We start from the raw sequence: 24,572 nt of genomic DNA, 5'->3' as shown, positions 1-24,572 counted from the left end.
CTATCTGTTCGACACTTTTAAGAAAGAGGTGAGGGAACTGTTGACCGGCACATCCATCGAATCTATAACCGTTAGGCCCTCGAAATGGAGAAAAATACAGAAAAGGCTTATTAGAGACCGGTATTTGTATTTATTGGCTTTGCCTGGCGTGCTTTATTATATTGTTTTCAAATATGCCCCAATGTGGGGCGTGTTAATAGCTTTTCAAAATTACAATCCGTTTCTTGGCATTATGAACAGTGAATGGATCGGCTTTGCTCAATTCGAACGGTTATTTTCGCTTAGTGACTTTTGGATTATTTTCCGAAATACAGTTGTTATCAGCGTGTTGAATTTGCTGTTTTACTTTCCGGCTCCGATCATACTCGCCCTGCTGCTGAATGAAGTGCGCCACTATTGGTACAAGCGCAGCCTGCAAACGGTTATGTATTTGCCGCATTTCGTATCCTGGGTCGTAATCGGCTCCTTGACGATTAATTTTTTTGACTCTACGGGGGCAGGAACAGCGCTATTAGAAAGGCTTGGCTATGAGGGCAAGATTTTATTCGATGTTAATTACTTCTGGGGCATGATCACGCTGCAGTCGATTTGGAAAGAGGTCGGTTGGGGAACCATTTTGTTTTTAGCCGCCTTAGCCGGCATTAATCCTGAGCTGTACGAGGCTGCTCGCGTAGATGGTGCGAATCGCTGGAAGCAAATGACGAATATTACGATGCCGCAGATTATGTTTACCGTTGTCATCTTATTAATTCTTCGGCTCGGTGACATTTTGGAGCTATCCTTTGACCAATTATATATTATGGGCAATCCGATCATTCTTAAAGTTGCTGAAGTGTTTGACACCTATGTATACAAGTCCGGCGTGCTGCAGGGCAATTACAGCTATGCGACGGCGATCGGTATTTTCAAATCCGTTGTAAATTTAATACTCGTATTATCAGCTAATTACGTCGCTCGTAAAACTAGCGACCACGCCCTATTTTAAGGAGGATCAACAGATATGATAGGAAGAAGCTTCTCCTCCAAACTCGCTGATGTTTTCAATTACACGTCACTGGCTATTATTTCGTTAGTCATGATCTATCCGTTTTGGAATGTATTTGTCGGATCGCTCTCCCAGCCGCACCTCGTGCAGCAAGGCATGCTGATGTTCGTGCCGCAAGGCTTTTCGCTGGCCGCTTATGTGACGATTTTCAATACGGACAATTTTGTGAAAGTGTTCGGAAACACAGTGTTTATTACGGTTGCCGGTACAGCGCTCAGCATGATTTTGACGGTTACGTTATCCTATACGCTGTCCAAGAAGAGAGTTGTCGGTTCCACAACCACGTTGTTTCTAGTGTTTTTTACAATGCTGTTTCAAGGCGGCATTATTCCAACGTATCTTGTCGTGAAATCTGTCGGCTTGATCGACAGTTTATGGGCGCTTATGCTGCCAAATGCGATTTCAGCGTTCAACGTACTGTTAATGGTCACTTTCTTTCGCTCTGTATCGACTGAAATTGAAGAGTCTGGGCAAATTGACGGCTGTAATGATATCGGCATTTTGTTCCGGCTTATTATCCCGACTGCCTTGCCGATTCTAGCTACATTGACGCTGTTTTACGCGGTATCGCAGTGGAATATGTTCATGCAGGCTGTCCTATATGTGAATGATACAAGCAAATATACGCTGCAGGTGCTGCTGCGGCAAATGCTGTTTCAGATGACGAACCGTGACCTTGACGAAACGCTTAGAGAGAATATTCCGAATATTGCGGTAACGGTTAAATTTAGCATGATTATTGTAGCGACTGTTCCTATATTACTCGTCTACCCTTTTTTGCAAAAGTACTTTACGAAAGGCGCTTTGCTTGGATCGGTAAAAGGGTAGGGCAGTGCAAGGCAGAGGAAGCAAAGGAGTGGCATGGAACTTGAATAAACAAATAAAGGATTCCTATAAAGGTGTTTTTTCATTGCTGCTGACCCCGTTTCATGAGGATGGCTCTATCGATTGGCATGCTTATGACGAGCATGTAGACGCGCAGCTTGCAGCTTCGCCCAAAGGGCTGTTTGCTGTATGTGGAACGAGTGAGATGAGCAGCTTGTCCGAGCAGGAGAGATTGGAGCTGGCGAGACGGGCTGCTGCTCGTGCCGGCGAAACACCGGTGAAGGCGACAGCTAATGTGAGCGGGCAAATAGAGGAGCATCTGGAGCAGGTAAGAAGAATGGAGGATACCGGAGTAAATGCCGTTGTATTAGTGCCTCCTCCGGTTCAGGATTATTCCAGGCAGCAAAAGTTCGAGTATTATGCGCAGTTAGCGGAAGCTTGCAGTGTGCCTGTTTTTATTTATGAATGGCCGGGCAGAGAGGATCATATGATCGATGCCGCTTTGTACGGCGATTTGGTGACACAGGGCGGCATAGCCGGTATCAAGGATACGACATGTACGGTTGAAGGAATTTGCAGCAAGCTGAGCATGGCTCCCGAATCGGTCGTGTATCAGGCCAATATGGCCTTCATGCTGGAGGCGCTCGAAGCAGGCGCAGGAATCGAATGTATTCATAGCGCCTCCTCTTCGCAGCTTGTTATTGATTTGTACAATGCATTTCAAGCGCAGGAACAGGCTGAAGCACAGCGATTATATGCTTATCTTACTTTTCTAAATGGCATGCTGAGAGGCATACATCCGGCAGGCTCCAAATATTTGTCGCAATTACAAGGACAGAGCATGTCAACGAAATGCCGTAACGCAAACCATTTATTAACGGCTGAGCGTATCAAAGGCCTCGATACTTTTTATCAGTTTACTAATCCGAGGTGAGACGATGTACTATGACTTGCAGGGACAAGCGGACCGAAAAAGGCAAATATACGAAAAAATAGCGGAATACACGATGGATTACTTTGATCAGGACGGTCATTGGCGTGTGAACCATAGCCATGAGGAATCGCTTGGACTGAGAGAGCGAATATGGTTTGTGCTCAGTTATATGGAATCAGGCGATAGAGGGGCTATACAGCTGGCGAATCGCATCATTACGGCAACAGCGTTTTCTATGTGTCATTTCACGCCTATGGCAGCCCTTCAGGTGTTAGTGAAATATGATGACCAGCTCGAACCGGATGCCAGAGCCGCTCTTACCGCTTATTTGAATGACGAGTTATTACGTGAATTTACGAGTGTGGAGATGGAGTTTCGGGGGGCCAATGATAATTATGCAACGATGGGAGCGTATACGCTGCTAGCAGCCGGACTGTATCTCAAGCAGGACGACTATATGCAGGCAGGAGCGCAGCGTTTGCAGCAGCTGTGCAAGCTGCTGCAAAGACGCGGATTTACATCGGAGTGCAACAGTCCGACCTATACGCCAATTCAAGCGTATTGTATGGCCGAAATTGCAGAGCTGCCGCTCTCCGCTGAGCTGCAGGAAATGGCATTGCAATGCGAGGAAAGACTGTGGGTAGATTTGCTGTTCCACTATCATCCGACTACCTTTCAAACGGCTGGTCCTTATTCGCGGGCCTATGCAGTTGACTCAACGGCGCATACTCATTCTTCACGTATACTGCTCTATATTTTGCTGGGCGATGAGGTGGCGATTAATCCAATGAACACCTTCTTTACTGGCAAATTTGGCAAGCCGGGCGAATTGCTTCATCATAGCGTCGGCTTTATGCAGATCAATACGGGCTGCTTAATCCATACAACGTATCATTGCCCTGCCTATTTGGTGGAGCAGATGAAAAACAGGTCCTATCCGTATCGGGTTCAAGGGACATACGAATATAGCGCTGCGACCTTCAAGCCTCAGCCGAATCCCAATGAATCGGATGATCTATTTGAGATGCCGGCAGGCAGCGGTTCGATCTCGACCTATATGGAGCCGGACTTTGCAATGGGAGTCATGTCCCGTGAGTTCCGTACCGGTGTTTTTGATGATGCCTTTCATTTGCTTTACCGCCGCAGCAGGCGAGTGACGGAGCAAAAAGATATCGCGACCGTATGCAGCAGACTGATTCTAAATGATAAAAAGTGGGGAGAGTCAAACGACTATTCCAAAATAAACTGGCCGCAGTGGAAGGACGCTCTTTTGGATGAGGGCCGTAAAATCGGTATTCATCATGATCAGACCGCGATGATGCTGTATAAGCCCAAAATCGGGCTGCATGAAGCCGTTTCTAGTATAAAGCTGAGTTTATTATTTAGTGCAAGGTATGGGCCTGTTGAACAAATATGGCTTGGTGAGCACAGGCTCGATCAGCTCGAGGGGGCAAGTGTAGAGGCATGTCCTGTATTTGTAAAGGATGGTCCGGTGTATATGGCGTTTTTCCCGCTTGTTTTTTCAGATTTGGGCAGAGAACAGGCTGTAAAGGTTGAAAAAACCAGCGATTATCTTATCGTCTCTTTTTATAATTACGAAGGGCCAGAGCGGCATTTTGCACAGCGCGGCTTTCAGCTGACCAGCAACGGCTTTGTTGCAGAAGTAAGAAGCGAAGCGGAAGCTGGCAGCTTCGAGGAATTCCGCCGTATGTTTGATCAAGTTGTCATTACGGACGAGTGGGCGCATGGGCGGAAAATTTCCCATATGCGGCGGACTGTGTATGAACATAGTCAAACGAAGCTGGAATGCGTATGGAATCCTATTAGTGAAGGAATCAAATATATCGAAATTAACGGTAAATTGCTAGAACAACCTAAGCTTTCTGTCAGTGGGTTAGATACTGCTAAATTGCCTTTTATGAAAGTATAAGCCCTCATTGACCTATTTGTTCACCAATCATAACTAGTAGGAGTGAGAAAAATGTCATACCGGATTTTTGCTAATCATGCCCATGTGTTTCAGGAAACTGTCAGACCGCATGCAACCGTGGTTAGATTGCTGCAGCTTATGGACAATTGCGGTATCGAGCAAGCGGTTTGCTACGCTCCGTTCAGCGGGCAGATGGATACGGAAGAGACGTCATGCAACGGCTGGCTGGCCAAAGAAATAGAACAACAGGATCGTTTATTCGGATTTGGCACGCTTGATTTTAACAAAAGCAATTTAAAAGAACAGGTTCGGCAAATCTATGAGCTCGGCTTTAAAGGAATCAAGCTGCATCCGGCGTATCAAAAATTCAACATTTTATCGCCTGAAGCATTTGAAGCTTATCAAGCGGCTGAGGAGCACAAGTTGTTTTTGTCCTTTCACACCGGCATTCATTGGCACCGCATAAAAGATTACGATGTTGTATTGTTTGACGAAATCGCGCATCACTTTCCCAAGTTGGGATACAGTCTGGAGCATGTCGGCGGATACAGCTTTTTCCCGGAAGCCCTGGCTGTCATCGTTAATAATTCGCGTGTCGGTAATGTTTATGGCGGACTGACAAGTGTATTTACCAAGCATATTAGCCGCTTCTGGCACCTGACCGATGAACGTTTGATTGAGCTTGTTGCGCAGGGCGGTGCCAAGCAGCTTATTTTTGGACTCGATTTTCCATACAACCTCGAGAAGGAAACCAATATCGGGCTGGAGCGCTTGAAAAATTTGAACTTATCCGACGAGGAGTTAGAGCTAATTCTGGGTGGAAACTTACGCAGAGTGTTGGGGATTGAATAGATATTGAAATATGGTGGAAACAGAAAACAAATGTAGTCGAGAGGCTGGGAAGAGATGAAACATATTGTCATTTATCAAGAGGAAGGCAGATATGCAGCTTGGCCGGCAAACTATGGCATTTGGGGATTTGGCAATGAGATTGTAGTAGGTTTTACATCTGGCTATTACTTAAATGATGGGGGATTCCATTCTAGAGATCGCACAAAGCCTTTTACTGCTATGCAAGCTAGGAGCTTGGATGGCGGTGAGCACTGGGAATGTGTAGAGATGCCTGTAAAAACACCGGGAAATCTGGGGCTGTCAGTGGGGGAGCATACGAAACCTGACTCTCATAATTTGGAGATTAATAGACCGATACCTTTGGACGTTACGACCGATTTTCAAAGTGATAATTTTGCCATGATGTTCGGCAGAAAGGATTTGGAAGGCGATGCGGCATCTTGGTTATACGTATCACAAGACCGTTGTCATTCCTGGCAGGGACCGTTCGAATTAAGCAAAATGAATCAAATCGGAATTGCTGCACGCACCGATTACTTAGTTGAGTCGAGCAGCACAGCACTTATTTTTCTAACGGCACAAACGATATCGGGCCAGGAAATAGGCAGCCGTGTTTTCGTTGCGAGAACAGAAAACGGCGGCAAAACACATCAATTCCTAAGCTGGATTGATAAGCCAGATGAAAATGTATTTTCGATTATGCCGGCCAGTGTCCGAATATCAGACAATAAAATACTAGTAGCCAACCGTATTAGAAAGTATGAAGACAAGGATCAAACCTCAAATTATATCGATTTATATTGTTCGGAGGACAATGGAATAAGCTGGGGATACGTCACCAGGCCTGTCAGCAATACAGGGATAGGCGGCAATCCGCCTACGCTAACACTATTACAGGATGGCCGCCTTGTCATGACCTATGGCTTCCGTGATCAGAAATGGGGCATGCGCGCCAAGATCAGCTGTGATCAAGGGGAGACCTGGGGAGAAGAAATTATTTTGCGGGATGATGCGGGCAATCATGATGTAGGATATCCAAGAGCTGTCCTGCGCCCAGACGGCACGTTGGTCATTGTTTATTACTATAACGATGAGCAGTTTCGTTCCTGCTATATTGCAGCTACATTGTGGAAGCCTTAATGTAACGGAAAAGTGAGGATGAGTATAGTGACTAACACGTTTAATTGGCAAGGCGTGTGGCCTACAATGATTACACCCTTCCATGAAGACAAGACGATTGATTATAATAGCCTAGAAAAATTAATAGAGTGGTATATAGCTCATGGCGTCGCAGGACTGTTTGCCGTATGCCAGTCAAGTGAGATGTTCGCTTTAAGCTTGGAGGAGCGTGTGCAGCTAGCCGCCTTTGTAGTAAAGCATACAGCCGGCAGGGTTCCTGTTATTGCTTCTGGTCATATAAGCGACACACTTGAAGGACAACTGGAGGAAATTGGCGAGATTAGTAAAACAGGCATTGATGCATTTGTGCTTGTCAGCAATCGGTTAGCATCCTCAAATGAGAGTGATGAGGTGTGGATAGCGAACTTGCAAAAGATTCTGCATGCCTTTCCTGCTATCCGTTTTGGCCTGTACGAGTGCCCGTATCCTTACAAACGATTACTGTCGCAACATATGCTGAAGTTCTGTGCGGAATCAGGCCAAATCTTATTTTTAAAGGATACTTGCTGTGACGATAAGCTGTTGCAGCAAAGATTGCGGCTTGTCCAAAATACAACACTGCGGCTGTTTAATGCGAATTCTACTACCTTATTAAGTTCTTTAGAGCAAGGCGCAGCCGGCTATAGCGGCGTAATGGCTAATATTCATCCGGATTTGTACGTATGGCTTGTTGAAAACGATCATTCGAACGGTAAAAAGGCACAGCAGCTGCAATATTATTTGACGCTATCCTCATTGGTTGAGCATCTGGCTTATCCTATTAGCGCAAAGTATTATTTGCAAAAAATGGGGGTCATTCGCTCTATCACGACAAGAACAAAGGATGAGCATGAGCTTAATGCCCATATGAAGCTTGTTATTGACCAACTGGCATTATCCGATAATAGTGTGCGTCAAGAGAGTTTCCTATGACCGAAGGTGGGTCTGTTGTGGTTCGATATTTAAAGGATGAGGAGCTTGGAGCAGCTGTTAGGCTTGCCGATCAAATATTTCGTGCTGGTCAGAGGAAGTCAATGGGGTTATCCCTGCCCAAAGTATTCTCACGCAGCTTAAAGCAAGGCTTAGGCTGCTTTGTTGGAGATCGCCTAGTGTCATTTGCTGGGATGGTACCTTCCGTTGTTAGAGTAAAGTCTTCGAAGCTGTCCGTTTACTCTTATGGAGCGGTATGTACAGCTAGCGCCTATCGCGGTCAGGGGTATGCGACTAAAGTACTCGAGTATGCTAAGCAGTCAGCGCAGAAATCCAAGACATCCCTTTTATTTGTATCTGGAGAACTGCCAATCTATATTGAGGCAGGGCTGCGTACCTTTGGAGAGTGGAACCACTGCACGTTCTTTAGCGGACCCACTCTGAATCGAGCTGTGGCTCCATGTCAAGAAATAGGCTTTCGAGAGATGCAGGGAACAGATTGGCTTCATGTATATCGAATAGCGGGTAGCAGAGCTGTTGCCTTCGAGCAAAGTATATGGGATTTGGCGGACTTAATAGAAGCAGGCTCGCTTGCAGCTATTCGAGATTGGGAACAAGTGACAATCCTCGTTCTTGAAGGAACTCAGGTTATTGGTTTTATTGTTCTTGCGTACAATAATAAAGCAAAAGAGTCAAACCGAATAGGACAAGTGATTGAATGGGGAGGAGCTATCCCGGCAGTTGCCTATACAATCAATCAATTATTATCGTTCTATCAACTATCTGAAATAAACTGGTATATAAGCAATGAGGATAAGGCACTTGTAGATCAGAGCAGACTTGAGAATACTAGCTGTCAAAAGGTTCGGAATCAGGGAACCATCTGGATTAGCGATGCTGCACAGTTATTTGCAGAGCTGGTTCCCTATTGGTTGGAGCATGGAAAGCACGTAGAAGAAATTCCTTGTATTCATACGCTAGATGAAGAAACGGAAGAGGTAGTTATTTCGATTGGTACTAATGTTTCAGACCCAATTGCTATGATTGATTTGTCTGTATATATGTTTGGTCAAGAAGGGTTTTCCAATTATGCTAATGAAGACTTTCGTGATAAAGCGCAACCCTTTTTTCCTGTTCCTTTGCCTTACACGAAAGGATTGAACTTTGTGTAATAGGGTATCGGTCATTGCTTAATAAAAGGAGGTCATCACACAGCCGTAGTTATGGCTTGTGTGATGGCCTTTTTGAAATTATTAGCGTGTATAATTATTTGCATTTGTAGTTAACGGACATTAAGAGGGTGTCGATTAATTGTGGGCAACGATTGGCAAGCAAAAAGAAGGGGAACGAAGAGCAAGATTGGGAATGGAGAAGCGGCAGCGTCCGCCTTTGTAGGCCAATTTTATCCTTTACAAGGATTATTTCATCAAAAAAATGGGACTACAACAGCGGTCGGAATTTTAATATATTTATTGATTCTAGGCAGGAAGTACATTAAGCTTACCTATATTGTAGGGGGGATGAATAAAGTGTGGTCGAAGCTTAAGCTTGGCAATATGCCCATTTTTCCAAAATTGATAGTAACATTTCTAATTATTATGACACCATTATTCACATTAAGTCTGATACTGAATGAGCTGGGCAAACAGGAAGTGAAAAGTCAAATATCTAATTCCATCTCGACAACCATCCATTATTATTTTGCCAGCTTGGAGAAGGAATTAGAAAGAATTATTCTAACGCAGAAGACTTTCGTTAACGACGAGAATCTGATGAAGCTCAGCAATATAAATTCGAGTTTATCTGACTATCAGAGAACAAAAGCTATCATTGATTTAACAGAAAAGCTTATTAATTTAAAGGAATCCAGCAGCTACATACAGGATATCACGATCTATATCGAATCGATAGGGGGAGTGGTGTCTACTTCCAGTTTAGCCGATGCCGCTGGCATTAAGGAAGAGATGGAAGCTGTAACACTTGCAACCTATTCGAGCGGCGTACCGATAACAGCATGGAAAGATCGGCTGTTCCTCAATTTAACTTACCCCACATATTTATTTGATAAAGAAAAAGCCAGAAAGTCTCCTGTTTTTATTCAGAATATTGAATTATCTAAGGAAGCAATAATAAATGCGCTGGAATCTTTCCCGCAAGAAGGCGGCGCGTTACTGTACAATGACAATTTGAGTATCTCTAATAAGCAATACCCGGAAGCTTTGGCACAAATTAAGGAGCATGTTGAAAATAGCGATTTGCCCTCTCTTTCTACCGAACAATTAAAAGTAGGCAAAGAAAACTATATCGTTATTGTCGATAAATCAACTTTTTTGGATACGAATCTCGTCTTTTATTTTCCTGAAAATCTTCTTATTGGCCAGCTTAAGACATATGGCATCTGGTTTTGGCTGCTTGTGGGCTGTTCCCTTATTATTGTCATTCTGTTTTCCTATGGTATATATCTATTAATTCAAAGGCCGCTCCGAATGCTCGTGCGGCGTTTCAGAAATGTGGAGGAGGGCAATTTTAATCCGATTCTGTTGTCAACGCGTACAGATGAATTTGGATTTCTTTTTAATCGTTTTGATCAGACAGTCCAGCGATTGAAGACTTTGATTGATGAGCTTTATGTACAGAAAATCAGGCTGCAGCAATCAGAGCTGAAGCAGCTGCAGATGCAGATTACCCCGCATTTTCTTTATAATAGCTTCTATATTTTGCATCGATTAATTAAACATGATGACAATCGCACAGCAGAATTGGTATCCAAAAACTTGGGTGATTATTTTCAATTTATTACGAGAAATGGGCAGGAGGAAGTTTTGCTATTGGATGAAGTAAACCATGTTCGCTCCTATGTGGAAATTCAAAATATACGCTTTTCAAACCGAATTGATGTGGAGTTTGAGGATCTGCCCCAGGAATTTCACGATATCAAAATACCGAGGCTGATCTTACAGCCCTTGGTTGAAAATGTTTATGAGCATGGGCTTAGTGAAACAATCGCAGGCGGGAAATTAACGATTTATTTTAAGAGCATGGATGACAGATTGTATTTTGTAGTAGAGGATAATGGAGCAGGGATGCAGGAACAGGAGCTTATAGAGTTGACTCGTCAACTGGCCTTTCAGAAAGAGGGGGAGACGACGGGACTCGTAAATATCCAGCGTCGTTTGAAGTTGAAATATGGTGAACGAGGCGGGCTTGAAGTGATGCAGGGACCTAACAAGGGATTAATTGTTCACATATACTTTCCGATCAGCAAAGGAGACTAACGAATATGTATAGGATACTTATTGTAGATGACGAGCCGTTTATTGTGAATAATATTAATCTGCTACTTAACGAGGCAGGGCATTGGGACCTGGAGGCATACCGGGCATATAACGTTTACGAAGCGCTGGACTGCCTTGCCCATAATCGGATCGATGTTGTCATCTCAGATATCCGTATGCCAGGGATGAGCGGTATTGAACTGCATGAGCGGATTATAGAGAGCTGGCCGATGTGTAAAGTTATATTTTTGACTGGCTTCAATGAGTTTGATTATGCCCGTAATGCGATTCGCATGGGTGGCATTGTTGACTATGTGCTCAAAACGGAAGATGACCACGTTCTGCTTGCTGCGTTAAACAAAGCCATTGATGAGCTGGACAAGGCCGAAGAACGGATTAATCATGACATTAAAGCTAGAACGAAACTGCAATCGGCCATTGCGGCCATTCAGAAAAGCACTTTATTCAAGTTAATGGCAGAACCTGCACTCTCTGTAAAAGAACGCGAGCACAAACTGCTTGAATCCGATATTTCTTTACTTTCGAATAAGCAGGTATTCGTTGTAATTGGAAGTATAGAGGGCTGGAATGGAGAAGTAAGTGAAGCTGACAGAATGCTGTTACTCTATGCATGTCAAAATATTGCCGAGGAGTATTTGGCGACCACTTGCATTCAGCTATCAGTCACATTTGATTTGAACAAGATTGTTTGGCTTATTCAACCGATAGCGTTAAGGTCTGGCGAGCAGACTGAAGTGGAACAGGAGCATCGTGCCTGGCAGCATTTGAAAACGAGGGTCTACTCCATTATGGAATCTGTTCAGCAATCCTGCATACAACTTTATAAGTATCCAGTTTCGTTTGTAATTGGGAAAGAGCCATGCAGTTGGGAAGATATAGGGGGACAGTTTGATCATTTGAAAAAATTGCTCGCGCAATACGCAGGCCAAGGTCAAGAAATGCTAATTCAGGATTCGGACAAGCTATCATCTCTTTATGAGTCTGTCAGGGGCGAGCAAACGGAACGGCTCATTCATTTCATTCAACAATATGTCAAAACAAATTTGGATGGTGATTTGAGCTTAACGGCGTTGGCTACCTTGGTCCATCATAGTCCAACCTATCTGTCGCGTTTATACAAACGGACGACTGGAGCAATGTTGTCGGATTATATTACGAATGAACGGATGAAGAATGCAAAAGATTTATTGGAAGACACAACTATGAAGATTCAGGAGATCGCTATAACGTCAGGCTATGAGGCTCCGTCCCAGTTTAATCGTTCGTTTAAACGTATTTTTCAAATGACCCCGCAGGAGTATCGGGAGAACTTTTTGATAGAAAGACAATTAAAGAGGACAGCAAACGCAAAGAAAGGCAAGGATTGTTGATAGATCGCATGAAAGCGTTATTTTACAATTAGAGGTGAAAGGAAAAAGGAACAGGGGGCTAAAATATGCTGGGTAACTCGACAAAATCTGTACTTCTATCTATGGTGGTATGCGCATTCGTCTTGCTGGCAGCTTGCAGCGGCAAAGTTGAGGAGAACGGTACAAACGGAGGAACAAAGCCGTCGGACAACGGAGTAAAAGCAACTGAAACAGTGGAAGTGGCCAACCATGATCCATTTGGAAAAATTGATCCGCCGATTGAAGTAACAGCAATTCGGACTGTAAATTCAAATTTGAAATTTGAAAACGGTGAAACGATTGAAAACAATGCATGGACAAAGCTGTACGAAAATGAGTTCGGTATTAAAATCAAATACTTGTGGGTTTCCGATCCGTCTCAATATGAGCAAAAGTTCAATATAGCGATGGCATCAGGCAAATTGGCTGATATTATGCCTGTCGATGGCATTCAGTTCAATCAATTGGTCGAGGCAGACCAACTGGCTGATTTGACAGAAGCGCTGGAACAATATGGAGCGCCTAAAATGAAGGAACTCCTAATGAAAGACGGAGGATTGGGCATAGAATCAGCAACCTTCGATGGAAAGCTGCTGGGGCTGCCGGTTAACTCAGGTTCATTCGACACAGCCCCGCTTTTATGGGTACGAACGGATTGGCTCGAAAAGTTGGGGCTTCCTGAGCCGAAAACGATGGAGGATGTATTCAGCATTGCGGAAGCATTCGTTACACAAGATCCGGATGGCAACCAAAAAAATGATACGTATGGACTGGGTGCAGCAAAAGATTTTTACGGTCTGGAGCCGGGGCTTGAAGGGTTCTTTAATGGTTATCATGCTTATCCAAAAAGCTGGGTGGAGGATGATTCCGGGCAGCTTGTTTACGGAAGTATTCAACCAGAGATGAAGCAGGCGCTTGCCAAGCTGCAAGAAATGTATGCCAATGGCCATATTGACCGGGAGTTTGGCGTGAAGGATAAAGAAAAGTTTATTCAAACCGTAAATGCAGGGAAATTAGGGATGTTCTATGGGGCCGACTGGTCGCCGCTCCTGTTTCTAGATGGCAAGAGCCTGGATGAAAAGATGGAGTGGAAGCCATTCCATCTGCCATCTATCGACAATACTCCGGCGCAGCCGCAAACTGAATACAATGTGAATCAATATTACGTGGTCAGAAAAGGGATGAAAAATCCTGAAGCGGCTATCAAGCTCCTAAATGCTGCAAGTCATGATTGGGATCGGAGCAAGTATCCGCTTACCGATATGAACCGCAATGGGGATGTAGATAAGTGGCAATATGCTTTATTACAAGCAGCCAACCCGATTCAAAATGTGGAGACCTATGAATATGTATCCAAAGCAGTGGAAAAGCAGGATGAATCTTTGCTTAATTTAACGAGCAATCCAGGGCAGGCTAGCTTCTATAAGGGGATTAACGATTTCAACAATGGGGATATGAGCGGTTGGGGTTTTACAAGATTCTTTGATGCAATAACGATCTTGTATGACTATCATACGAAGGATCAATTCAAGATGACGAAATTTATATCCGGTCCAACGCCTACCATGGTGGAGAAAGAAGCTACTTTGTTAAAAATGGAGTTGGAAACGTTTACGAAGATTGTGATGGGTGAATCCTCCATAGATGCTTTCGATGAGTTTGTAATCAATTGGAAAAACCTTGGCGGCGATAAAATTACAGAAGAAGTAGCAAAATGGAAAGCCAGTAAGTAAGCATAATCACTGATAAGAGCTTATTTCAAAATATAAGCAAGTATAGGCTTCACCTCTATACGTATCTTATATTTCTCGGAATGAATCGCACTGCGCCGTCAAAGGATGGCGACAGCCGTTTCACCTTAGGGAGGCAAGGTCTAATACGGACCTGCTTCCTTGAATAAAAAGCGGTTAGGGGATGGTTGGTTTGTCAATTATGACTGTAACGGGCAGGGTAAGTAAGGACAGCCTCGGTGTGGTTCTGCCTCATGAGCATGCCTTTATCGATCTTAGAAAATTAGTGCCTGCTCCAATAGGAATTTCACAACAGAAGCTTGCCAATGACCAAGTAAATATACGCAATCTCGGGAAGCTGATGCGCAATCCGTATGCGGTTTTGGATAATGCGGTCATTGATGATGAGGATGTTATTCGGGATGAGCTGTTGAAATTTAAGAAAGCTGGGGGAAAGACGTTTGTCGACCTCACACTTAGGGAAATCGGAAGAGATCCTGTTTTATTAGCGGGCTTGGCTAGGGAATTAGATTTAAATATTATAGCAGGCTGCGGCTACTATGTACGCGGTTCCCATCCGCCTGATATGGATGCTAAGACGGTGGATAGCATTGTAGAAGAATTATTGCACGAAATTCGAGTTGGTATAGATGGAACAACGATTAAAGCCGGTGTAATAGGAGAAATTGGCACTAGCGAGATCATATATCCGAATGAAAGAAAGGCACTGCTTGCCGCTGCGATTGTGCAGAAGGAGACCGGACTAGGCTTGCACGTGCATACAGATTTGTATAGTACAAATGGCTATGAAATTGTTGATCTGCTTACCCAGCATGGGGCTGCGGCTGAGAAAGTCTGTATTAACCACATCGATGTGGATATCCGAATGGCGTATATTAAAGACTTGTTAAACCTTGGCGTATATGTTGAATTCGATAATTTCGGCAAGGAATTTTATGCGGATAAGCGGGATCGAAGTGTGCTTAGGGGGATGTTCGCCAGAGATATTGAGCGGGTTATGGCCATTAAACAACTCATTGATTTGGGATTTTTATCTCAAATATTAATATCCACTGATGTTTGCCTGAAAACCTGTTTGCATCGTTACGGAGGCTGGGGGTATGACCATATGATTACGAATATTATTCCGATGATGGAGGATGCCGGCATAACTCCAGAGCAAATTGAGACGCTTATGTGCAGCAACCCGGCTGCCTTTATGGATGATGGCAAGATGGGATATGAGGGAGCATGAATATTCAGAAGCTGAAGCGTCAATCCTCTCTCCATCTCATGTTGATTCCGGGTATTATTGTACTGCTTATTTATAGCTACTATCCTATGGCGGGGATTGTTATTGCCTTTCAAAAATTTATACCGATCAAAGGGATATTCGGCTCGGATTGGATTGGATTGGGTAATTTCCGTTATATCTTGCAGATGCCTGATATTTGGCAGGTATTGTATAACACTGTTTATATTGCATCTATGAAAATTTTGCTTGGTTTGATCGTGCCGATTATTATTGCCATCCTATTAAATGAACTGAAAAATATGTTTATCAAACGTGGGGTCCAGACCTTAATCTACTTGCCTCATTTTTTGTCATGGGTAATTTTGGGCGGCATAATGGTTGATATTTTGTCCCCTTCTGAAGGAATTGTGAATCAGGTTTTGCAGGCAGCGGGAATGGACACCATTTTTTTTCTTGGAAGCAATAAGTGGTTTCCTTTCGCCCTAATCGTATCCGATGTATGGAAGGAATTCGGCTTCAGTACCATTGTCTTTCTAGCAGCAATTACGGGTATCAATCCTTCTTTGTATGAAGCAGCCGTTGTGGATGGGGCAAGTCATATCCGGCAAGTATGGCATGTGACGCTTCCCGGCATGGTGCCAATTATTGTACTAATGGCGACACTAAGCCTGGGCAATGTTCTAAATGCCGGGTTCGATCAAGTGTTTAATTTGTATAGCCCGAGTGTCTATCAGAGCGGCGATATTCTTGACACATTGATTTACCGGATGGGGCTGCTTGATGCGCAGTTTGGGGTGGCTACGGCAATTGGCTTATTTAAGTCGCTCGTATCGTTTATTCTAATTGCTCTATCTTATTTCTTAGCGTACCGGCTAGTAAACTATCGTATTTTTTGATGAAAGGAAGGGTTAATATGCTGCGCCAAGCTTCTTTCGGCAGGAAAGTGTTTGTTGTAGGAAACTATCTCTTCCTTATCTCTCTTTCACTGCTATGTCTGCTGCCTTTAATTCAAATGCTGGCCATTTCTTTCAGCTCCAGCTCGGCAGCCTCGGCGGGCCTGGTTAATTTGATCCCTGTTGATTTCACGTTGTCTTCTTATAAATATATCATGCAAAAAAAAGAGTTTATTTTATCTTTTTTAATTACGCTGCAGCGGTTCGGGCTCGGCTTTGTCATTAGTATGGGACTCTCTATTTTATCTGCCTATCCATTGTCCAAGGAGAAGAAAGATTTGTACGGCCGCAGTTTTTACGCTTGGTTTTTTGTGTTTACGATTTTATTCAGCGGCGGGCTTATTCCGACTTACATCGTTGTAAGCAAGACAGGGTTGATCGATACGATATGGGCGCTTGTTATTCCAGGTGCGGTTTCTGTATTCAATGTTATTTTACTGCTTAACTTTTTTCGGGGGTTGCCGCGGGAAGTTGAAGAGTCCGCTTTTATGGATGGGGCAGGGCATTGGACAGTGCTATGCCGCATGTATATCCAGATGTCGTTGCCGGTAATAGCGACAATCGCCTTATTTACAATGGTATTTCATTGGAATTCTTGGTTTGACGGCCTGATCTATATGAATTTTCCTCAAAATTATCCGCTGTCAACGTATTTGCAATTGATGGTTATTAACAGCAATCCTATGAAGACGGACCCTAACAATTTAAGCGGGATTTTGGAAATTTCCGAGAGAACGACACGTTCGGCGCAAATCTTTCTAGGAGCTCTTCCAATCCTTATTGTGTATCCGTTTCTACAGCGTTTTTTTGTAAAGGGAATTGTACTTGGAAGTGTGAAAGGATGAGTGTGCAATGAGTATCCATTATGAGCGATGGATCTGGATTGAATTAATTGGCTTTGACAATCAGCAGCCGGATTATGCTGTTGGGGCCTATCTTGATAATGCGGGATTTATACCTGAAAGCATTTCTTTATTGTTTTACACGCCTGATTTTGTCCATGGGCATATGGGAATGGAGGATGAACGGGAATTGCCTATGGAAATCTGTTCATACGGTGCCCGCCCCTACAGCAAAGATCGCAGCAGGCAGCGATGGACGAATTATGAGCTGCGTAATTTGGTTCGTGAGTTTCAGAAGCATGGTATTGAAGTATACTGCGCCTTTTTCGATATTTTTCAATTTGATGGGGAGGATGGCAGTGAAGAGCTGCGTAAAAGTGCGTGGTGTGGCGCTCATCCTGAGTTGTACGAAATGCGCAAGACGGGCGAGCCTTTCCCGGGAATTAATCCGCTAAGGCGTATGAAGGACGGCAGCCTGTATGAAGACAAATTTGTAACGGAGCTCGTTCAGGTGCTGCAGGACTACGGATTCGACGGCTACCATGGCGCTGATGGCTATACGAGCCCAAGGCTGACTCTGGCGGAAAGCGATTATTCCGATGATATGGTGGAGCAATTTATGCACTGGAGCAGTGTGGAGCTGCCGGAAACGCTGCATGCTTCATGTGATGGCATGCGGGATGAAATGGTACGGCGCGCAGACTGGATCTGGAATAACAAGCGGATGGAATGGGTGCAATTCCACAGCGGCAGATGGGCGCAGCTTTGGCAAAAAATTATGGCTGCGATACGCAAAATCGGGAAAAAAGCCTATGTGAATACCGCCTGGACAAGAGATCCGTTTGAAGCGCTATATCGTTACGGCGTAGATTACAAGCTGCTGGCTGATACAGGGATTGACGGGTTTATCGTAGAGACTGTCGGCGCGTCTCTCTCAGCAGGAGCCGGGGAAACCGAATATGAACCGGGTTCTGAATTTATGACTATGCTAATGATGATTAAAGCTTATGTGCCGGATACGAAGCTGATTTGTTTAAATGCGCTTCATGATACTCATGAGCAATGGGATGCGATCAGTCATGCACCTACCGTACTGGAGCGGGATATTCATTCCTTAACGAATATGTATCTGGCTGGAGGTAATCAAGTAAGGCGCTGTGCAGCTGGTTTTATGGCTTGTCTTGGAGATTGTATAAGCCGGGAGAACTGGAAGTGGATTACTGCGCGCTGGGATTTAGGGTTTGATGCGCAGCCGCAACATATAGCGGGAGCCGCAGTGGTATGGTCGGATGCGATGCTGCAGTCATCTATGCGCGAATATATCGATTATCGCAATTGGCCTGTTCATAAGTATACGAATGAGCTGTTGGTGCGTGGAGCTCCGATACATGCCGCCATTCGAATAAAAGATATCCCTAACTATAACAGCTCAATACTTGTAACCAATCTGCATTTGATGCCGGATGATGAATTGCAAACTATACTCGCTTATCGGGGAGGGGCTGCAATTCTGATCGGACGGATGACGGAGCGGATTGCTATGTCCTTAAAGCACTTTGGTATTCAAAGCGGCCTTCGTGAACAAAAGTATTTTTGCGTAATTCGTGATCCTGGAAGCGAGGCCGGCAAAATTTACTTTATGGAAGAAGAGTCCCAAGGTTCAAATGGACTGACGCAAGAAGTGGGTGGAATTAACGATGGGATCACTTGGTCGGAAAGCTTGCATTTCCATCCCATGGCAGAGTCGTTTATTAGCCGCATAGTGGAGGATCTGATTGAAGTTACCGCAGCACCAAAAATATTAAAAAATAAATCCTACATTCGCGTTGCTACATTAGAGATAGCTCCGCGGCGTTACCGCCTGTTATTGACTAATTTACACATCAATTATAAATCCGCACATGTTCAGATGGGCAGCTCCATACAGCAGATTGATGTCTTGACTGAGTTTCCTGGTGTCCCTGTTAAGGCACGTGATTCCCAGTTTAGTTTGTATGTACCCGGGCGAGGGGCGGTAATTGTGGAAGTAAGCTTGTAATTATGTCAGTCAAAAGCAGGGGGTGATTGCAGCAGAATGATTATTGCCAGGCTAGGGAGAAATGCAAGGAGGACTCGATAAAAATAGTGAAGGAGCGGTTATTATGTATACGAGTAACAGGTCCAAACGAAATCGTTTTTTGTCGTTGGCTATCATTGCTTGCATGCTGCTTATGCTATATCCGCCAATAAAGGCTGAGGCAGCAAGTGAGGGTGTGAATGCTCAGCAAAATTTATCGGATATTTCAAAGCATTGGGCGTTTGATGTTATGCAATCATGGATTGAAAGCGGTTTATTGAACGGGTTTGGCGATCACACATATCGTCCGGACAGTTCTGTGACACGCGCCGAATTCGCAGCTTTTATCAACCGAGTGTTTAATTTTCCAGCTATTTCAGATGGCAGCACTCCGTTCTCGGATGTGGCAAACAGTGCCTGGTATATGCATGATGTTAGCAAATTGCATGCCTTTCAAATTATTAACGGTACTGGAAATGGGAAGTTCTCGCCTGATACAAACATTTCTCGTCAGGATGCTGCTGTTATCATTGCGCGTGCTTTTAAAGTAAGCTCTGGCCCTGAAGCAGTAGAAGCCTTTGCTGATGCAAATAATATTGCTGCGTACGCCGCCGCTGAAGTGGCAGCCTTGCAGGCAAAGGGATACGTGAAAGGAAGCGGAAATAATTTGTTCAGCCCGCGAAAAAACATAACTCGGGCTGAGGTTGTGCAAATGATTCAAAATGTGATGGGAACACTAGTGAACCAACCTGGCAGCTATAGTAAAGATGCAGTAGGCAACCTAGTTGTCAACAGCGCGAATGTTCAATTAAGAAATATGACAATACATGGGAATTTGTATATTACACAAGGTGTAAATGACGGCGAAGTGCTGCTAGAGTCCGTCACTGTATTAGGCTCCATATATATTCTTGGCGGAGGAGAGAACGGAATAACGCTGCTTGACTCGACGGTGGCAGGGGCAGTAAGTGTAGATAAATGGAACGGAAAAATTAAAATTACGGTTGGTGGAGGAACTGAAATTCAAGCTTTGCAAATGAATGCGAGCGGCTTGGTTGATTTGGAGAGCGCTGCCAAAGTGGCCGTTATGACATTCAATGCGCCTGCTCCGGTGACAGGAGAAGGAACGATTGATCTGGCCATATTTAATGTGTCAGGTGCTCGATTGAATAAGTGGCCGCAAAAAGTAAGCTTTGCTGCGAATGTAACAGCTACTATTGACAATGTGCTGGTGGCTAAAGATACTCGCAGTCAGCCGACTGTCACTGTACCTGGCAACTATTCTGAGCCGGGCCCAAGTCCGAGTCCAAGTCCAAGCCCAAGTCCAAGTCCAAGCCCAAGCCCAAGTCCAAGCCCTAGCCCTGGCATTCCTTTGACGATTGTCAATTCGGGTGTCGCCAATTCTGATATCTTGATTGGCTCGGAGGCGGATGAAATGCTGCTCTATGCAGCCCAGGAATTGCAAGAGTCAGTCAAGCTCGTAAGCGGGGCAGAGCTGCCAATCTTTAAAAGGGATTCATCGGCGGCTGTTAGCATCTTGTTTGCAAACAGTGAAATGTCACTCGCTAAAAGCGGGCACTATCCACTTGAAGTGCATATCGTAAATAACGAGGCAAGTCCTGCCGTAATCTCTCTTGTACAAACTAGCAATAGTGCCATTCCTGTCAACTTGCCGGCGGACGTGTCAGTGGGGGCATATGAACGAAAAATTATCCGAGGCTCTTTTCAAATGGCGGAAGCGTTGGCTGATGGCAGCTATGTCATAGAAGTAAAGGCAACTTCAAGCGGCGGTGTTACGCTCAATACGCTTTCGCTGCCTGTCCAGTATGCATCGAACCTGCTTGTTAATCAGGGGTTTGAACACAATAATGGCGGTAATCTGCAAGGCTGGTACTCACCATCTGCTGTAAGGGATGCAGCAGTATGGAGATCAGGCGCCCATTCGATGCGCATAGATCTTGACGGCAATTCCTATATGTTTGCCAGGAGCGAACAGGAACTGCAATTGACGCCAGGAAAACAATATAAGTTAAGCGCATGGGTGAAATCGGCGGGTGCAGGAAATATGAATATGGAGATTCACGAGCGGCAAGCTAGCGGCGGCAGCAATCCTGTTACGGCCCGTACGGTAAGTACATTAACTGACGAATGGACATTGGTGGAACTGGACTATGCACCACCTGTGACTGCCAACTACAATTTCAATAATGTCTACTTCTTCATGTCGGAAACAGAATCCATGTGGGTAGATGATATTAAGCTGATTGAAGTGAACGCACAGGAAGAGCCAATGCTAGAGATTACGATGGTCAGTTCAAGCCATGCTAGCGATAAAGTGGAGCTTGTGCTTGCTACACCCGGCACCGAGCCGCAGCTTGCAAGCTTGTATGCAGCTGATCTCAGTTTTCTTGCCCAGTCAGATGGCTTTGCTATCCGTAAAGAGGGCAGCCGTATATACATTATTGGTGACGAATCACGAGGCGTGTTAAATGGCGTTTATGATTTCCTGGAACAAAACGCAGATATGCTGTGGACACGCTCGGTAGATATAGGAACCCTTTATGAAAACCAGTCAACGATTATTGCCGAGAAGGTTGATTATGCTGAAAAATCGCCGTTTCAGCTAAGAGGGTGGCATACGACAGGTTCGGGCAAATATGGGGAGTTCCACTCCGATTTGGACACAGAAAAGATGCTTGCGAGCAACAAATTAAATACTAAACTGGCTGAAATGGGCAATGTGCAGTATTGGAACAGGCATGACCGTGCCGGAATTACACCGTTCCTGCTTGGTCACAATTTAGACTCCTGGCTGCCTAATGAGAAGTATTTTGCAGCGCACCCTGAGTACTATAACGAAATTAATGGGGAATATGTGCCTGTCACGCTGGATCGTTCACAAATTAATTTTTATCATCCGGATGTGCCGGGAATTGTAGCCAATGAGATGAGGGCGCTGCTCTCCGTCCAGCCGCTGGAATATGTTGGGGTCGGCATTATGGATAACCAAGTATTCAGCCAAGGAGAGCTTAGCAATCAGCCGTTCACAACTCCGGCAGGGCTTACCGTTCAACCGGAAGATCCTGCGTATAAATCAACTGTGTTCTTTACATTTCTGAATAAAGTGGCGGCGGATCTAAAGCAGACTCATCCAAATGTAAAAATTCCGACATTCGCTTATTTCTTCACTGATACACCGCCTAAGGTCGAACTGGAAGACAATATTATTATTGTAATGGCGCCGGCTGCGGAAGACGCGAGGGCTCCATTCAATACAGCGGATCAAAACAATTCCAACTATAGCTACAAGCTGAAGCTAGAGGCTTGGGCAGCGAAGACGCAAAATATTGTGATGTACAATTATTATGGCTGTTGCTCCAACAATGTATATGAAAGGCCAATTGCCGGCAAAGTCCAAGCGGATCTGCAATACTATCGCGATCTTGGCATTACGGGTGTATTGCCTGAAGGACAGGTAGACAACAGCGATATTTGGGGTATCAACGCCTTGCAATATTGGCTCATCCACAATTTGTATTGGGATCCTGATGCTGATCTGGAAGCGTTGAAGGACAAATTCTTGACCAAAGCTTACGGGGCGGCGGCTGAAGCGATGGGCAATTATTATGACTTGATCGAGCAGGGCTATAATTATGACCAGCAACCAGTTAGCGTCTATTCTAGGGAAAGTCAATATATTGGCCGATATGTTATTCAGGCCGGAATAGCGGATGCTGCGCAAGCTGCTCTGGATACTGCGTGGGAACTGGCGGATGCCAAGGGCAAGCAGCGCATTGCCCCTATTAAAACAACGTTTGAAAAGATGGTATTCACAGTTGGGCAACTGCCGAATTTATCAGCAACAGCATATAAAACGAGCTATAGTAAATCGGATATTATGAATGCGACGGATTTCAGTTCTGGTCCTTGGACAGAGGCAGTGCCAATGAACGATTTCCGGGAAATGGGTACTAAGCTGCAAGTACCGGAAGAAACGAAGGTATACCTGCTGTGGGATGATGAAAATCTGTATGTCGGCTATGAAAATTTCGATAACGATCTGGACAGTATGGTTGTCAGCGAGAGCGCTTCAGGTGAATGGTGGAGCAGCGGTGCGGATGACTCGGTTGAAACCTATGTTACTGGAAACAGGGAAGGCACTTATTATGGTTTCTTCTCTAATCCGGCTGAGGTGAAATTCGAGTACAAGTCATTCCAAGACCCTTCCTATAATGGGGAGTGGTATGCTGGCGCCCATATAGGCACAGACCGATGGAATGCCATTCAAGTTATTCCATTTGCCAGCATTGGCGTCGATCCAGCGAATATCGATACACTCTATGGCTTCTTCTTCCGAAACTTCCATGGCAAGGAACGCTTTATTACATGGGGGGGAGGTATGGTCTGGAATCCGGGCGATTTCTATCCAATCCATCTGGAACAGTCAAAAAGCCAGACTAATCTCGTTGAGAATGCTAGTTTTGAGTATGGTAATGAAGGAAGCTTTGCAGCGGGCTGGTTTTCGACTTCAGCGAAGTGGGATCATACGGAAAAATATAGCGGCACCCATTCGTTGAGACTGGACTTGAATGACGCACCGTACGTGTTCACACGTGCGGACCAGGATCTCGAGCTGCAGCCCGGCAAGCGTTACAAGCTGAGCGCGCGGGTCAAAGGAGCCTCGTCTGGCAGTATAAGCATGTCCATCTATGGAGTCGGCACAGGAGGGACGACTACGATGGCGGCCAATGTGGATGCTAGTGCCAATCATCAATGGCAGTCGATCGAATTGGAATATGAACCTGAATTAACGATGTCATATGACCATCACTGGGTTTACATCTTTATGTCAGGTACGGATAAGTTATGGATTGACGATGTGGTAATAACAGAGATAGATTCACCTGAAGGTGGCAATTTGCTATATAATTCGGGATTTGAAATCGCTACGCCGTCCAGTTTTCCGGACCTCTGGTTTTCAGAGTCTGGCGTATGGGATCATGAGACGGCTCATAGTGGCGGACGTTCCTTAAAGATTGAGCTGCAAGGAGCCGACTATGCAATGGCCAGATCACTGCAGGATTTTGAGCTTGAGCGCGGTAAACGGTATAAGCTGAGTGCTTGGGTGAAGGGGCTCACTGCAGGTTCAGCAAGCATGTCCATCTATGAGATGCTGCCAGGCGGCGGCAATAATCCAGTAACAGCCAATGCAGATATTGCTCTGAATGGCGAGTGGCAGCTGCTTGAGCTGGAATATGAGCCGGATCTTAATGCGTCCTACGAGTATAACCACATCTATTTCTTCCTGTCTGGCACGGATGCAATGTGGGTTGATGATGTATCGCTTATTGAGTTGCCTTAGGTGACCTGTTCATGCT

At 44.8% G+C, this 24,572-nt stretch carries 16 protein-coding genes; all 16 read left to right on the top strand.

Features of this window, described 5'->3' with window-relative positions:
• The first annotated feature begins 124 nt into the window (after positions 1 to 124).
• The 16 genes from V1L65_RS14145 to V1L65_RS14070 all read left to right on the top strand — a co-directional run bounded on the left by V1L65_RS14145 (position 125) and on the right by V1L65_RS14070 (position 24,556).
• Positions 125 to 985, top strand: coding sequence for an ABC transporter permease (locus tag V1L65_RS14145; RefSeq protein WP_331699829.1), 861 nt, complete (start codon positions 125 to 127; stop codon positions 983 to 985).
• Between the two features lie 15 nt (positions 986 to 1,000).
• Positions 1,001 to 1,873, top strand: coding sequence for a carbohydrate ABC transporter permease (locus tag V1L65_RS14140; RefSeq protein WP_331699828.1), 873 nt, complete (start codon positions 1,001 to 1,003; stop codon positions 1,871 to 1,873).
• Between the two features lie 40 nt (positions 1,874 to 1,913).
• Positions 1,914 to 2,804, top strand: coding sequence for a dihydrodipicolinate synthase family protein (locus tag V1L65_RS14135; RefSeq protein ID WP_331699827.1), 891 nt, complete (start codon positions 1,914 to 1,916; stop codon positions 2,802 to 2,804).
• Positions 2,805 to 2,808: 4 nt separating this feature from the next.
• Positions 2,809 to 4,734 carry a hypothetical protein gene (locus V1L65_RS14130; RefSeq protein ID WP_331699826.1) on the top strand — a complete coding sequence of 642 codons (1,926 nt, stop codon included), beginning with the start codon at positions 2,809 to 2,811 and terminating at the stop codon, positions 4,732 to 4,734.
• Positions 4,735 to 4,785: 51 nt separating this feature from the next.
• A complete protein-coding gene (locus V1L65_RS14125) occupies positions 4,786 to 5,586 on the top strand; it encodes an amidohydrolase family protein (protein WP_331699825.1) in 801 nt (266 codons plus the stop codon).
• A gap of 54 nt (positions 5,587 to 5,640) precedes the next feature.
• On the top strand, positions 5,641 to 6,726 hold the full coding sequence (locus V1L65_RS14120) for a sialidase family protein (protein ID WP_331699824.1): 1,086 nt from the start codon (positions 5,641 to 5,643) through the stop codon (positions 6,724 to 6,726).
• 18 nt (positions 6,727 to 6,744) lie between these two features.
• Entirely contained in the window at positions 6,745 to 7,677 is a 933-nt protein-coding gene (locus tag V1L65_RS14115; protein WP_331699823.1) for a dihydrodipicolinate synthase family protein, read from the top strand.
• 17 nt (positions 7,678 to 7,694) lie between these two features.
• A complete protein-coding gene (locus V1L65_RS14110) occupies positions 7,695 to 8,846 on the top strand; it encodes a GNAT family N-acetyltransferase (RefSeq protein WP_331699822.1) in 1,152 nt (383 codons plus the stop codon).
• A 141-nt stretch (positions 8,847 to 8,987) separates the two neighbouring features.
• Positions 8,988 to 10,949 carry a sensor histidine kinase gene (locus V1L65_RS14105; protein WP_331699821.1) on the top strand — a complete coding sequence of 654 codons (1,962 nt, stop codon included), beginning with the start codon at positions 8,988 to 8,990 and terminating at the stop codon, positions 10,947 to 10,949.
• 5 nt (positions 10,950 to 10,954) lie between these two features.
• A complete protein-coding gene (locus V1L65_RS14100) occupies positions 10,955 to 12,340 on the top strand; it encodes a response regulator transcription factor (RefSeq protein ID WP_331699820.1) in 1,386 nt (461 codons plus the stop codon).
• Positions 12,341 to 12,405: 65 nt separating this feature from the next.
• Positions 12,406 to 14,091 (top strand): extracellular solute-binding protein, encoded by a 1,686-nt coding sequence (locus tag V1L65_RS14095; RefSeq protein WP_331699819.1) that lies wholly within the window; start codon positions 12,406 to 12,408, stop codon positions 14,089 to 14,091.
• 199 nt (positions 14,092 to 14,290) lie between these two features.
• Positions 14,291 to 15,343 (top strand): phosphotriesterase family protein, encoded by a 1,053-nt coding sequence (locus V1L65_RS14090; RefSeq protein WP_331699882.1) that lies wholly within the window; start codon positions 14,291 to 14,293, stop codon positions 15,341 to 15,343.
• Positions 15,340 to 16,239, top strand: a complete 900-nt coding sequence (locus V1L65_RS14085) for an ABC transporter permease (RefSeq protein ID WP_331699818.1) — start codon at positions 15,340 to 15,342, stop codon at positions 16,237 to 16,239. Before V1L65_RS14090 ends, V1L65_RS14085 begins: the two co-directional genes overlap by 4 nt.
• 17 nt (positions 16,240 to 16,256) lie before the next feature.
• Positions 16,257 to 17,141: a carbohydrate ABC transporter permease gene (locus tag V1L65_RS14080; protein ID WP_331699881.1), complete on the top strand. Its 885-nt coding sequence runs from the start codon at positions 16,257 to 16,259 to the stop codon at positions 17,139 to 17,141.
• A 7-nt stretch (positions 17,142 to 17,148) separates the two neighbouring features.
• The gene (locus V1L65_RS14075) at positions 17,149 to 19,176 is read left to right on the top strand and encodes a hypothetical protein (RefSeq protein ID WP_331699817.1); all 2,028 of its coding nucleotides are present in this window, start codon (positions 17,149 to 17,151) and stop codon (positions 19,174 to 19,176) included.
• Positions 19,177 to 19,237: 61 nt separating this feature from the next.
• Positions 19,238 to 24,556: a DUF4838 domain-containing protein gene (locus V1L65_RS14070; protein ID WP_331699816.1), complete on the top strand. Its 5,319-nt coding sequence runs from the start codon at positions 19,238 to 19,240 to the stop codon at positions 24,554 to 24,556.
• Positions 24,557 to 24,572: the final 16 nt, after the last annotated feature.

The organism is Paenibacillus sp. IITD108, assembly GCF_036541265.1.
Classification (GTDB): domain Bacteria; phylum Bacillota; class Bacilli; order Paenibacillales; family Paenibacillaceae; genus Pristimantibacillus.
This window is presented reverse-complemented; position numbering and strand designations above follow the sequence as displayed.

What these genes read in the sequence shown, in the direction of transcription:
- V1L65_RS14075 (WP_331699817.1), top strand. Translation starts at nt 17,149, where the DNA reads ATGAGTATCCATTATGAGCGATGGATCTGGATTGAATTAATTGGCTTT.
- V1L65_RS14095 (WP_331699819.1), top strand. Translation starts at nt 12,406, where the DNA reads ATGCTGGGTAACTCGACAAAATCTGTACTTCTATCTATGGTGGTATGC.
- V1L65_RS14070 (WP_331699816.1), top strand. Translation starts at nt 19,238, where the DNA reads ATGCAAGGAGGACTCGATAAAAATAGTGAAGGAGCGGTTATTATGTAT.
- V1L65_RS14140 (WP_331699828.1), top strand. Translation starts at nt 1,001, where the DNA reads ATGATAGGAAGAAGCTTCTCCTCCAAACTCGCTGATGTTTTCAATTAC.
- V1L65_RS14080 (WP_331699881.1), top strand. Translation starts at nt 16,257, where the DNA reads ATGCTGCGCCAAGCTTCTTTCGGCAGGAAAGTGTTTGTTGTAGGAAAC.
- V1L65_RS14130 (WP_331699826.1), top strand. Translation starts at nt 2,809, where the DNA reads ATGTACTATGACTTGCAGGGACAAGCGGACCGAAAAAGGCAAATATAC.
- V1L65_RS14085 (WP_331699818.1), top strand. Translation starts at nt 15,340, where the DNA reads ATGAATATTCAGAAGCTGAAGCGTCAATCCTCTCTCCATCTCATGTTG.
- V1L65_RS14100 (WP_331699820.1), top strand. Translation starts at nt 10,955, where the DNA reads ATGTATAGGATACTTATTGTAGATGACGAGCCGTTTATTGTGAATAAT.
- V1L65_RS14090 (WP_331699882.1), top strand. Translation starts at nt 14,291, where the DNA reads ATGACTGTAACGGGCAGGGTAAGTAAGGACAGCCTCGGTGTGGTTCTG.
- V1L65_RS14125 (WP_331699825.1), top strand. Translation starts at nt 4,786, where the DNA reads ATGTCATACCGGATTTTTGCTAATCATGCCCATGTGTTTCAGGAAACT.
- V1L65_RS14120 (WP_331699824.1), top strand. Translation starts at nt 5,641, where the DNA reads ATGAAACATATTGTCATTTATCAAGAGGAAGGCAGATATGCAGCTTGG.
- V1L65_RS14115 (WP_331699823.1), top strand. Translation starts at nt 6,745, where the DNA reads ATGAGTATAGTGACTAACACGTTTAATTGGCAAGGCGTGTGGCCTACA.